We start from the raw sequence: 13,269 nt of genomic DNA on the forward strand, positions 1-13,269 counted from the left end.
TCGCTGACGCTCCACTGCGGGGTCTCACCTGTCCCGCTAGTCCCACAGGAGTCGCCACCCTACACTACAATCAACAAAACAACAAAACTGCCATTAATCAAAAGGAAGTTATTAATAGCACACATCAACATGCGTATTTTCTTATAAAATACCATTATGAATTAACCCATAATCCACGATATTTAACAAGACAATGGAATATGAGTGAACTTTTAATATTTATTCTGTGGATAAGTCGTCCTAAATTTAAGTTATCCACAATTAAAGTGTATAACTTAACTAAAGTGTGCATAATTTCAGAAAAATCTAGCATTTGTTGGTAAAATCTTGTGAATAACTGTTTTATAGACCGAATCGAATTCAATAAACCTTCTGCCCCAAAAATATTTATCCACAAAAAACACCTTGGACAAAATACTATCCAAGGTGTTTACTTATGCATCTATACAGAAATTGTTATAGATGATTTTCTATTCATACCCCTTCAACACTTGTAGCAAGTTGCTCACGAAGTGCCCTTTTCAAAAACTTCCCTACTGATGTTTTTGGAATTTCATCTAGGAAGACGATGTCATCTGGCACCCACCATTTTGCGAACTGTCCTTCTATATAGGAAAGCAATTCTTTTTTCATTTCCTCATCGGAAGTTTGTCCTTCATTAAGGACAACACAGGCAAGAGGACGTTCTTGCCATTTTTCATGAGGGATTGCGATAACTGCTGCTTCAAATACTGCGTCATGCGTCATCAAGGCATTTTCAAGGTCGACGGATGAGATCCATTCACCGCCACTTTTAATGAGGTCTGCGGTTCGATCCGTTAATTTTAAATAACCATCTTCCGTCATCACCGCAATATCCCCTGTATAGAACCAACCATCTTTAAATGCTGCCTCCGTACGTTTATCCTTATAATACTCATCTGCAATCCAAGGGCCTTTGATAAGCAATTCACCCATCGTTTTCCCATCCCATGGTACTTCACCGTCTTCGTTAACTAATTTTACTTCGAGTCCTGGCATGATTAACCCTTGCATTGCACGTACATCAAGTTTTTCCTCGTCCGTTAATTGTTCCATCTTCGACGTAAAGACTGATACACTGACAAGCGGTGTTGTTTCCGTCAACCCATATCCAACGTAAAATGGGACTTTATATTTATCTTGAAATGCCCGAATCAGTCCTTTTGGAGCCGCTGATCCTCCGCAAACGATTGAACGAAGTGAAGACAAATCTCTAGGATTCTTTTCAAGTTCATTGAGCACAGCGAACCAAATCGTAGGAACGCCAGCTGTTAAAGTGACTTTCTCTTTTTCAATCAAATCTAAAATAAGCGCCGGATCAAAACCTGGCCCTGGATATACTTGTGTAGCACCGAAGAAGACAGCTGCAAACGGCATACCCCAAGCATTAACATGGAACATCGGAACGATTGGCAAGACCACGTCTTTTTCCCTTATCCCCATCGCGTCAGCAAGTCCTAGTGCATAGCTGTGCAGCACAATCCCCCTGTGCGAGTAAACGACCCCTTTTGGATTACCTGTTGTTGCAGAGGTATAACACATGCCCGCCGGTAAGTTTTCGTCTAAATCCTCGGGGAACTCAAACGTATCGGAAGCTTTTTCAAGTAGATTTTCATATAAATGGACATTTTCTAAAGTAGTCTCCGGAAGTGTCTTACTATCTCCCATAATGACATAATGCTTTACTGTTTTTAAGTGAGGCGCTAATTTTTCTAAATGCGGGAACAAATCTTCATCCACTAATAAAATCTCATCCTCCGCATGATTAATGACATAAGCGATATGTTCAGGTGAAAGTCGAATGTTAATCATATGGAGGATTGCTCCTGTACTTGGAACACCGAAATATGCTTCTAAATGACGATGATGATTCCAAGCGAATGAACCTACTTTTGTTCCTTGCTTCATACCTAGTTTTGTTAATGCATCTGCAAGCTTACGCGTTCTTTTTGCGAATTCGCGATAAGAAATTCTATGAATTGTATTTTCACTAGTTCGTGAAATGATAAGCTTGTCCGGGAAAAATTGTTCGGCACGTTTGACGAATGATGACAGTAATAATGGTGTTTGCATCATAATTAATCGCTCCCCTTTTAATGGATAGTTTTTAATTCCTTTTGCCTGTCCTATCTCAAAATGCTATGCGTGATGCCATTCATTTATTCGAAAAAATATTTCGTGTCTTTTAATAAGCCAACGTCAAAATCCTCAAACTCCAAACTTTTAAATTCCTCCTTTCAGTGCACTCTACAATTCTAGTTCAAAGATGACAAACTCTTCTAATAATTAAGTTTAAATGAAAGCGGTTTCATAGTCAATCCTTTGCTGAGATGAATTCAGCCTAAAGTCTTAGCCATAAATCGACACAGCGCCCGTTTGGACAAGTCGAATTTGACGGTAAGATTAAGTTACAAATTGAAAGGAGGAACAACAAATGAAAAAATTCGGTTTAGTACTTTTAGGAATTATCGCCGGAATTGTTGCTGTAGCAAATCTAGGTTCTCTTCTAGCACTCGCAATCTCCGCTTTAATTACCTATGTAGGTTTACACTACTATAGAAAAAGTGATTCAACGCTACTTAAATTGTTCTGGGGAGGCGTACTCATTATCGGTCTTCTCACAGCAATCTCAAATGTTCCAGCATTCATCGGAATCATCGCATTGATTGGTGTGTATTACGTTTGGAAAAAGTGGAATACCAAAACAGACGACAATATCATCGAACACCAGCCATCCAGCGATCCTTTCGTAAATTTTGAAAGACAATGGGATGAAATTACAAGAAACAATCGTTAAGGATATTAAAAGGCAACGTTACTTAAACAATGTTGATTTCCGTTCCGGGCGGACGCTTTCCGTGGGGCGGGCGGTGAGCCTCCTCGGTCGCTGACGCTCCACTGCGGGGTCTCACCTGTCCCGCTAGTCCCACAGGAGTCGCCACCCTCCACTACAATCAACAGAGACAACTTTATACATGAATGATTTTTCAAATCGCCTTAACTCTTGTGTCCCCAGATAAAAATTAGTATTAGAAATTATTTTATAAAAACATTAGGAGGAACCCACTATGAACTCACTATGGAACAGATTTAAATACTCAGTACAAGCTGATTTACACACAATGCTTGATAAAAAAGAAAGTAAAAATCCAATTGCGATGCTGAATCAATATATTCGCGAAGCAGAAAAACAAACGGAATCTGTTGGGAAGTTATTAGAAAGACAGGGTAAATTAAAAGGCGAATTGGACAAAGAGCTTAAGGAAGCGCAGGCAATGACTGACAAACGCCGCCACCAACTTGAATTGGCGAAAAAGACAGGCGAAGAAGACTTGGTCGAATTTGCCGAAGCTGAAATTACCGCTTACGAAACACGTGCAAATCAATTAATGGAAAGCATTCGCGAAACTGCATACGAACTCATGTCACTTGAACGTAAATTTGAAGAAATGAAACATAAAGTGAAAGATATGAAAGTTCGTCAGCTACAGCTGATGGGGAAAGAAAATGTTTTACGTGCAAATCACCGGATGGATCAAGTCATCTCACCGGAACAATCCGATGGCAAAATGTCGTCACTTAACGAAATGCAGCAATACATCGAAAATCTTGGCGTGAAAATAGACCGCGATTATGAAGTGTCTTCCATGGAACGCCGACTTGAATCATTGGAAACAAATGCTGAAAAAGAAACAAAAATTGTGTAAACTATAAGTAGTTATTAACCAAAAGCGAAGAGTGCCCGCACAGCCCCGACAGGCATAAGTCTAGCCAACGGTGTGGCTCTCTTTGCCACATAGTTGGCTTGCTTATGACCCGAGGGGCTGGCACTCGAAGCTAGAAATCAGGAAGGCAATTGCCTTCCTGACATTATTTTCGCTAGGCAAATGTCCGGCAAGAAGAAGGGAGTTTATTGAAATGAGACAACTCGACACGAACAAAGTCGCTTTTTGGGGATTGGCATTTTTACTGCTTGTTTTTGTCGAATCCTTTTTCTTCAGAAATGGCAGTTTTATACACGTCCTTCTTGGTGCCGGACTCATCTATTTTGGCGTGCGCAGACGCTCTAAGTGGCTGTTTATTTTGGGCTTGTTTTTCGTATTCATTGCACTGTTCAACTTATGGAGTTTGCGACTCCTTATTTTTGGAGCGATTGCATATATTTTAGTTAAACTTTGGAAAGGCGTAACGACAGAAGAAATTATGCGCCCTATTCGAGAATTTACGCAAGAAACGCCAAACGGAATTTGGAAAAACAAATTGTTTTCAATTCAAACAACCCCATTTTCTTCTTATGAATGGGAAGATGTTCACATTCAGGGACTCTTTGGCGACATCCAAATTGACGTAACTGATACGGTTTTACCAAAAGGGACGTCACTCATTTCAGTACGGCAAGGAATCGGCAAAATCAAAATCGAACTGCCTTATGAAATTCCAGTTCGTATTCATTACACAACGTTATTTGGTGAAGCGAGACTGTTCGGTGTGCACCGTAAAAGACTCATTAATGAGTTTCTTCATTTAAAAGACGGCTACCAAGAAAAATCTGGGCATGGTCCTGAACTCATCATTACGATTGCTACATGGGCTGGAGATGTGGAGGTCGTGCGAAAATGAAGACAATCATTAGCAGAGGTTTCTTTCTAACTTTTTTATTTTTAGCGATTGCCATGGTATACGCTTATTTTTTATTAGCACTTCCTATAAAAGAAAGCTGGTTCGCATTTTATCAATTACAATTTGCTGATATCCCGCTCGGTCTATGGATACTAACAACAACAATCGCCCTCGGTTGGAGCATTGCTATTTGGACGCACACAATGGGACGTGCCAAAGAAAAAGCAATTGAACGTAAAGTTGCGGAGCTTGTAGATACTGAGAAAACCTTCACACAAAACGATGATTTACCTCATCGTATTGACAGAGCGCTTCATGAAGTCTCCAATGTGCTCGTAACACAACGAAATAGTTTAAAAAGAATTACAGACGAACGCGCAGAGGCACAAGATAAACTTATTCAAGAACGCGTTGTAGAAGAAAGGCAACGACTCGCACGCGAACTGCATGACTCCGTTTCCCAACAATTGTTTGCAGCTTCGATGCTTCTTTCTGCAATTACAGAAAGTGGAGATTCGACTGAAGAACAAAATCCTTTATTACAGCAAGTTGAAAGAATGGTGCAGCAAGCCCAGCTTGAGATGCGCGCCCTTCTTCTCCATCTACGCCCTGCAGCGTTGAATAATAAATCGATTGCGGAAGGACTTGAAGACTTACTTGTAGAATTAAAAGAAAAAGTGTTTTTCGATATTCATTACCGTTTGGAAGAAGTATCCCTTTCTAAAGGGGCAGAAGATCATCTATTTCGCATCGCGCAAGAAACGCTTTCGAATACGTTGCGGCATGCGCAAGCAACGGAAGTCAATGTGCTATTCGTCGAACGTGATGACCTCGCCATTTTACGCATTCAAGATAATGGCGTTGGTTTTAAACAAACCGATGAAAAGGCAATTTCTTACGGACTGCAGAATGTAAAAGAACGAGCGATTGAAATCGGGGCGAGTTGTAAAATTGTTTCTGTTCCTTCTCAAGGAACAATCATTGAAGTGAAACTCCCAGTGCAAAAAGGAGAAGATGAAATTGATTAAAATCCTATTAGTGGATGACCATGAAATGGTTCGTATTGGCGTGTCCGCTTATTTACAAACGCAAGCTGATATGGAAGTGATCGGGGAAGCAACAAATGGACGTGAGGCCGTCGAAAAAGCACTCGAACTGCGACCTGATATTATTTTAATGGACATGGTCATGCCTGAAATGAACGGTGCCGAAGCAACTAAAGTAATTATTGAACAATGGCCGGAAGCTAAAATCGTCATTGTCACAAGTTTTTTAGATGACGATAAAGTCTATCCTGCCCTCGAAGCAGGCGCCATCAGCTACATACTAAAAACGTCCAATGCAAAAAGAATCGCAGAAGCAATCCGCGAAACATTCCAAGGCCAAACCGTCTTAGAACCAGAAGTCACAAATAAAATGATGCAGCGAATGCGCACAGGCAATGAAACCTTCCCTCACGATGAGCTAACCGAACGTGAACTGGAAGTCCTTCTCCTCATCGCCAAAGGAAAATCAAACCAAGAAATTGCTGACGATTTATTTATAGCGCTTAAAACAGTGAAGACCCACGTTAGCAACTTACTATCAAAATTAGAAGTCCAAGATCGAACGCAAGCTGTTATTTATGCGTTTAAACATGAATTAGTGGAATAAGAAATCGCCTGAAAGTGGATGTTATCCAGCTTCAGGCGATTTTTTAGTTGGACTTCCTAAGTTAGAATTTGTATATCTTAATAGTTTCATAACCATAACAAATTATAGAATGTAAAGATTTTCAAAGAAAATTTAGAAGTTGAAACTTTTTGTGCATCTAAATCACTCTAATTATTGAGAGGAGGAGGCAATGATAAGATGAAACACAATCTGCAGGTTGTTAAAAGTGCAATAAATGGACACGCCGCCGCTTTTGAAGAATTGCTTTTCAAAGAAGAAAAGATGCTATATTATAAGGCGCTCTCTTATGTCGGAAATAAAGAAGATGCTTTGGATGCTATCCAAGAAACGGCATGTAATGCATTCCTAGCGATTGGGAAATTGCGAAAACCAGAGTATTTTTCAACATGGTTGTTCAGAATTTTGATACGTGAATGTTACAGATTATTAAAAGAACGAAACCAAATGATTCCTTACGAAGAAAGTGAATTGTTGAGGAAATTAGATCGAAAACGTGACGATGAAATTGATTTTTTTCATTTGAATCAAGCATTATCGAGGCTTAATTCTTCCTATCAAACATCTATCATCTTATTTTACTATCACGACCTGTCCATTAAGGATATTTCTGAGGTATTGGAAAAACCGGTTAGCACAGTGAAAACCCATTTAAGGAGAGCTAGGAAAGAGTTAAAAAGCGAGCTAGAAAGGAGCTATCAATTACATGAAAAAGTCACATAATCCACTCGAGGAGTTCCCAAAAGAACAGGTGCGTTCGGCTATTCAATCAGGAATCGCTTTAGCTAAAGAACATAAGGATGCACCTCGTTTTAAAACGAACAATTGGAATTGGAAAAGAAAATCAATCTATGCACTATGCAGTGTGGCAGCCATCTTTGTAATACTAGTTGGCTCTTCTCAATTCTCTCCGACTCTGGCAAGCCATTTGTCGCAAATTCCGATTATCGGTTCCGTTTTCGGAGATTCTGATTTGATTGGATTACAACAAGCTCAAAAAAGTGGATTAACAAGTGAGATTGGGGAGACACAAACAGTCAATGGAATTTCAGTGACACTTGATGAAATTTTATATGATCAAAATAACATTTCTATTGGTCTTGTCATTGAGTCCGAAAAGGAACTTAATGAACTCTATTTTGGTGCAGGGATGGATTTCATGATTAATGGGAAACATTCCGGATCATCCGGAAGTTATGGTGAAGAGATAATATCAGCAACAACCCGGACTGCTATTCAAGAAATTAATGTAACCGAGGATATTCCAAATAAATTTGAACTCGGACTAATATTACGCGGAGAAAATGGAGAAAAGTGGTACTTCTCGACCCCAATTAGTAAGATTACCGACATTCATAAAGTACCAGTCCAGCATTCACAAAGCGTTGACGGATTAGAGATTACTGTAACCGAATTGTCTTTAAGTGTAACAGGTATGAGCCTAACCTATAAAAGTTTGGAAGAGGAAGCGGACTTTAACCTTAGCCGCGGGGGTAATATAGAATTTCTAATAGTTGATCAAGATGGAAATGAAATTCCCGGTCTCTCGGGAGGCGTGATAGGTGAAAGAATTAAAGATAAAATTGCATACAAAAGTAATAAACAATTTAACCCCATTGATGACAGTGTAACTGAATTGACAATTACTCCTTATTTAGTAATTCCATCGAGCGGAGGCAGCGTAGAAATCGATGAAAATGGCAAAGAAAAAGAGTTAGAATACAAAGGGCATCTAATACAGCCAGTAGAATTTGAATCCTTCAAAGTGAAAATACCATAACCAATAACTTCTCGTTTAATAGAATATCCCATCATTGTTAATCGTCACCTAACTGCCCTGCCATTGATAAGTGCAATGACGGGGGCACACAAGCCGTCATTTAAACATGAATGAAAAAATTAAAAATCGCCTGAGATTGGAGTTTATCCACTTCAGGCGATTTTGATTTTCACATCAACTATACCAGTTCATATTTCAAGGCTGTCAGCTTTTATATTTTTTTACATCGAGAGTGCGACATAAATAGGTTTTTTTAAAAAAGAGTCTTGTCATCTAACACATTCCTGTAAAAGCTAAAGGTATTCTTGTTATTTTATAAGCCCTTTAATTAGACGGGCCGACGCGTAGCAAATTTCACCGTTAGTTAAATAGACTACCCTATCTTTTGAATCTACTTTTTGGATTTTTGTCTTATTTACAATAAACGATCTATGGCAACGATATAAGTCTTCATGTAAGTTTTCATAATCTTTAAGTCGTCCATAAAACTCAAGATGCTCATTTTCCAAATGCAAGATGATTTTATGTGCACTCGTCGAAGCTTCGAAAAAGTAAATGCTATCAAAGTCGATGTTGTACGTACGCCCAGTTGTTTTAATTTGTAATTTCTGTACGTTGGCTTGTTCACCAATTTTAATATAACGGCGATGTGCCTCTTTTAAAGTCGATAAAATTTTTTCTTTTAAGACGTCAGTATTGTCTTTAATAATAAAATCTAACGCTGCAAGTTTGTAAATAAACGTCAGATAAGTCATTTCAGCATGGGTTGTGATATAAACCAAACTGGCAATTGGATCTGTTTCCCGAATTTTACTCCCTAAATTAATACCTGTTAGTTCGTGACTTAAGTCAATATCTAAAAAATAACAGTCAGCTTTAGAATGTTCTAAAAACTGAATGACTTCTTCGGGATTTGTCGTAGCAAGCACTATTTCTATCCCGTTATCTTCCATTATTGCATAATTATTAAGAATTGTTTCGACGTATTCCAACTGAACGGGATCGTCTTCACAAATAACAATTTTCATGGCTTCTCCTTTCTAAATTCAAGTTCTTGTGTGAAAAGAGGCGGATGTATCTTCGTTCTTATATTGATATTCGGGAATTGATCTTTCATTTCACGAAGTGTTGATAACCCTAATCCTCGATTTTTCCCTTTTGTAGAAAAACCTTCTTCAAACAACTCATGTACTTTCAGATCTTGAGACGTATCATATGTGTTATTGATAACAATTAAAACGGATTCATTCATTTGAATGATTGCGACACGTACTTCTTTATCATCAGCATCCATTGCCGCTTCAATCGCATTATCCAGTAATATACCTATCATACGGTTTAACACTATTGGATCTGTTGGAATGTCTATAATCTCTTCAACGACTTCTACAAAAAACGGAATTTGTTTAGCTTGAGCTTGGATAATTTTCGTTGTAAACAATCCTTTTAAACTATCAACTTTTAAGTTATTTAACATCATCAATGCTTGTTCATTCAACTGTTCCTGATGATTCATTTCTAAGATATGCTCATAAAAGTACGTCTGTAATCCTCGATAGTTTTTATCATCTATAAATGTTTTCAGCGATGTTAACATATTGACATAATCATGTTTAAATTTCCGCATATCTTGATTAATTTGCTCGATTGATGCAATATAGGACTCAAAATTCTTCAATTCTTCTTCTCTTTGCTTAATTTTATATCGTTGAAATGCTAAAAACAAAATGATAAATAAGCTAATGATTAATAAAATGAAAAAAATTAAAAACAAAAACAAATTACTTTTAACGTTTTCATAAAAATTACTTTGATCAATTGTCATGATATTTATATATATAAATATCACAGTGACAATACAAAGAAAGGTCAAAATATACGTTAGTGCATTATACACCATAAAGCGATTCAGAAAACCTTGGATAATTCTTTTATAAACAAAGGCAAAAATCGCTCCAAAGAACACTAAAAATATCGGATAAGTTAATGGTAAATTAATTCCAGACATTTCTTGATTAAAAAAACGCATCAATATCAAACTCGAAAGGTTATCACTAATGACTAATAGAATCAGAGACATAAATATATGGAAAATAGCTATTTTTCTCGATGTTAATTGGTAAACAAAAAATGATAATGCAATCATAAAGTAGAATATTACCAACGCCCCCATATACGGAAACAAGATAAGGGGTGGGATTATACCAACTATCAAAAGTAAAACTAATGATCTCTTTGACCATGATAAATTGAGTACATATGTATTGAATATTGTTAATACTATAAGTTGAAAAGCCAACATCACTAATTCAATTCCCCCTCACTATTTCCCTATATATAAATTATAGCTTATTTTTGGGGTTCTATCTCTCTAACTTCATTTACTTTCCTGGCATTTAAATATTTTCATCCATTATTTATATTTAAATAAAGAAAGAGCTTCTTAGGCTGCGTAGCCCTATGAAGCCTTTATGTTTTTTATATTCATTTTGATTTCATTGGCTATTCCTAACATTCAATGCGGCGTAATCCTTCTATCGATTAAATTGAATTAGTTGTTTGAAAGTTAAGGTGTCCGATTTTAAAACACCCTTTGGATAAATCCTCGCCGCTAATGCTGCAAACAAAGCGATAAACAATAGCATAACTGATAAAGTCACGGCGATTTCAATAGGCGAAATCGTGTGATAAACAATCCGTATCAGAACGCTCATTGGTGCTGTAAAAGGAATATATGAACTGATCATTGCAACTTTTCCTTCAGGATAATCCATTACAAATAGCATCTCAACGACTAGACTCGCCATTAATATAATTACGATTGGCATTGTGGCGCTGGAGAGATCATCTGGTCTGCTTACCATGGATCCGATAATCGCAAACAGTGTAGCGTAAATGAAATATCCAATGATAAAGAAGACGAATATATAAGCAGCCATTTCCCAAGTGATGGTATCCATAATCGTTTGAACGATTGAACCCTCGGGGGCTTTAAAAATTCCCAAGTTTGACCATACGAAAAATGAACCGATAAAACTAAATAATTGTGTCAGACTTGCCAACCCAATTCCTAGTATTTTTCCGTACATCATAGGGATTGGTGCCACTTTTGTAATCATTACTTCCATAACACGTGATGACTTTTCAGAAGCAATCGCGGTTGCAACGTTGTTTCCGTATGTTGAAATGGCTAAGAACATAATTGCAATTAACCCATATACAATTAGCATCGCATTTGGCTCTGTTTCATAGAGCGGCTGGATATGACTTAATACCGGTGTATTTAATGATTGTAAAACTGCTGGATCAATGGCCTCTGTTACTGCTAATGATACAAGCTTCGTTTGTTCAAGATAAGCCTCTAGCGTCAACAGTAGTTTTTGATTTACTTTCGGCATATAAACATCTAGCTGAATCTGATTTGGTTGTTCATCTAGTACAAATACTCCTGAAAGCTCTTCATTTTTTACAGCTTCTTTTAATGAATTGATATTATCAGGTTTGGCCAGTTCCCATTCACCGCCAAGATTCGTGAGCTCTTCAACAGATAAAGGTAGATTAGTTCCATTTACGATTTTATACGTGTCGGCAGGTTTATTTTTATCGAAATAACTGATGATTGCAGGTGACGCAAATAATAAGAAGCTTAATAACACTAAACCGATTGTAATGCTTAAAAATGACTTTGTTTTTATTGATTCTTTATATATTGTCTTAAAAACGATTCCAAAATTACGCACTTTTATCACTCCCCGTCCGTTCAATGAAAATCTCGTGAAGACTTGGGTCTTTAAGTGAAACGCCACTTATATTGAACTTTTCATCAATTTCTTGAATGAGTCGGTGAGCTTCTGTGTCCCTAGAAACACGTATTTTATAACGATTATTTTCTTTCGTGTAATTATAATGGTTTTTCTTAAAGTAATCACTCAAATTAGACATTGTTTCTACTTCTAAATAGCGATAACCATATGATTTTTTCACATTTGTTAATTCATCAAATACGACTAAATTCCCATCTTTCAAAATACAAATTTTATCGCAGAATGATTCAACTTGTTCCATTTGATGACTGCAGAAAATAATTGTTTTCTTTTTAGAGATTAATTCCCTAACAACATTTTTTAACATATCTGAGTTTACTGGATCCAACCCGCTAAATGGTTCATCTAAAATAATAAACTCGGGATCATGCAGGATCGCAGTGATTAGTTGCACCTTCTGTTGATTCCCTTTTGATAACTGCTCTGTTCGTTTCTTTGCAGCATGAGAGATATCAAGTTTTTCTAACCATATTAAAGCCTCTTTTTTGGCATTATTCTTCGTCATACCCTCAAGTGTTCCAAAATAAATAATTTGGTCTAACACATTCATTTTGGCGTACAGGCCACGTTCTTCTGGTAAGTAACCAATTTTTAAATTCTTTTTAGAAAATGGTTTTCCTTTCCATAAAATCTCACCACTGTCTATTGGAATTAAATCGAGCATCATTCGAATGGTCGTCGTTTTCCCGGCACCATTTCTCCCCAGCATTCCTAGAATTTGTCCTTCCTCTAAATTTAGGGTTAAATTGTTCACAGCCTGTTTATCACCGAAGCTTTTATTTAAATGTTTAATTTCAAAAGCCAATTTTTCCATCTCCAATCAATTAAAATGATTTAATGACAACAATAATCGCAATGCCAACTGCAACGCCTGCTAATAGTAATAAGGCTCTTTTCATGTTATTTTCCTCCCTTTACTGATTTCAATGACTCATATGCGTCTACAACGCCTATCCCTAAATGATTAGTACAGCCGTCGCACTTACTTTCTGGGATTAGATTGTAATAATTTTTTGTACAATTGCTTTACTGATGGATTCGATATAATTTGGTACTTTGAAATAAGAATTAATACGAAATATAGAGCGTTCAATTTCTTCCATAGATAAATCAAGTGTACGTTGAAGAAATTCAAGTGTTTGACCATTAGCCAATCCTTTTAATACACTTTTATCCCTATCAGTTAAGACAATTAGCGAAGCAATTGGTGCATTGCATTTAAAGGTTTCGAGTAAAATGATAAATTCGTCTAGAGTTGTATTTTTTAATATACCGATCCATCTTTCTTCGTTTTTTAAATGGTGATAGACCTCTCCAACTTTTGAGTCTACAAGCAAGACTCCATTTACACCT

General features: G+C 37.1%; 13 protein-coding genes. 7 read left to right on the forward strand and 6 right to left on the reverse strand.

Going from position 1 to position 13,269, the window contains the following annotated elements:
* Positions 1–474 precede the first annotated feature (474 nt).
* Positions 475–2,097, reverse strand: a complete 1,623-nt coding sequence (locus BI350_RS16485; protein ID WP_075529151.1) for a long-chain fatty acid--CoA ligase — start codon at positions 2,095–2,097, stop codon at positions 475–477.
* Positions 2,098–2,455: 358 nt separating this feature from the next.
* On the opposite strand from BI350_RS16485, the gene BI350_RS16490 reads away from it, so the two are divergent.
* The 7 genes from BI350_RS16490 to BI350_RS16520 all read left to right on the forward strand — a co-directional run bounded on the left by BI350_RS16490 (position 2,456) and on the right by BI350_RS16520 (position 8,092).
* Positions 2,456–2,818 (forward strand): lmo0954 family membrane protein, encoded by a 363-nt coding sequence (locus tag BI350_RS16490; RefSeq protein WP_075529152.1) that lies wholly within the window; start codon positions 2,456–2,458, stop codon positions 2,816–2,818.
* Positions 2,819–3,089: 271 nt separating this feature from the next.
* Entirely contained in the window at positions 3,090–3,728 is a 639-nt protein-coding gene (locus BI350_RS16495; RefSeq protein WP_075529153.1) for a PspA/IM30 family protein, read from the forward strand.
* 211 nt (positions 3,729–3,939) lie between these two features.
* Positions 3,940–4,641, forward strand: a complete 702-nt coding sequence (liaF, locus tag BI350_RS16500; protein WP_075529154.1) for a cell wall-active antibiotics response protein LiaF — start codon at positions 3,940–3,942, stop codon at positions 4,639–4,641.
* Positions 4,638–5,669, forward strand: a complete 1,032-nt coding sequence (locus BI350_RS16505) for a sensor histidine kinase (protein WP_075529155.1) — start codon at positions 4,638–4,640, stop codon at positions 5,667–5,669. The genes liaF and BI350_RS16505 overlap by 4 nt, the downstream gene beginning before the upstream one ends.
* Positions 5,662–6,294 (forward strand): response regulator, encoded by a 633-nt coding sequence (locus BI350_RS16510; protein ID WP_075529156.1) that lies wholly within the window; start codon positions 5,662–5,664, stop codon positions 6,292–6,294. The genes BI350_RS16505 and BI350_RS16510 overlap by 8 nt, the downstream gene beginning before the upstream one ends.
* A 198-nt stretch (positions 6,295–6,492) precedes the next feature.
* Complete coding sequence (locus tag BI350_RS16515) at positions 6,493–7,035, forward strand: sigma-70 family RNA polymerase sigma factor (protein WP_075529157.1); 543 nt, start codon at positions 6,493–6,495, stop codon at positions 7,033–7,035.
* Positions 7,019–8,092, forward strand: coding sequence for a DUF4179 domain-containing protein (locus BI350_RS16520; RefSeq protein ID WP_075529158.1), 1,074 nt, complete (start codon positions 7,019–7,021; stop codon positions 8,090–8,092). The genes BI350_RS16515 and BI350_RS16520 overlap by 17 nt, the downstream gene beginning before the upstream one ends.
* 308 nt (positions 8,093–8,400) lie before the next feature.
* On the opposite strand, the gene BI350_RS16525 is transcribed toward BI350_RS16520, so the two are convergent.
* From BI350_RS16525 to BI350_RS16545, 5 genes are all read right to left on the reverse strand, one after another.
* Positions 8,401–9,120: a LytR/AlgR family response regulator transcription factor gene (locus tag BI350_RS16525; protein WP_075529159.1), complete on the reverse strand. Its 720-nt coding sequence runs from the start codon at positions 9,118–9,120 to the stop codon at positions 8,401–8,403.
* Complete coding sequence (locus BI350_RS16530; RefSeq protein WP_245698275.1) at positions 9,117–10,121, reverse strand: sensor histidine kinase; 1,005 nt, start codon at positions 10,119–10,121, stop codon at positions 9,117–9,119. Before BI350_RS16530 ends, BI350_RS16525 begins: the two co-directional genes overlap by 4 nt.
* Before the next feature lie 505 nt (positions 10,122–10,626).
* Entirely contained in the window at positions 10,627–11,832 is a 1,206-nt protein-coding gene (locus BI350_RS16535; RefSeq protein WP_075529160.1) for an ABC transporter permease, read from the reverse strand.
* On the reverse strand, positions 11,825–12,721 hold the full coding sequence (locus BI350_RS16540; RefSeq protein WP_075529161.1) for an ABC transporter ATP-binding protein: 897 nt from the start codon (positions 12,719–12,721) through the stop codon (positions 11,825–11,827). Before BI350_RS16540 ends, BI350_RS16535 begins: the two co-directional genes overlap by 8 nt.
* A 190-nt stretch (positions 12,722–12,911) precedes the next feature.
* Positions 12,912–13,253, reverse strand: coding sequence for a hypothetical protein (locus BI350_RS16545; RefSeq protein ID WP_075529162.1), 342 nt, complete (start codon positions 13,251–13,253; stop codon positions 12,912–12,914).
* Positions 13,254–13,269 lie beyond the last annotated feature (16 nt).

It is taken from the genome of Sporosarcina ureilytica (assembly GCF_001753205.1).
GTDB classification, from domain to species: Bacteria; Bacillota; Bacilli; order Bacillales_A; family Planococcaceae; genus Sporosarcina; species Sporosarcina ureilytica.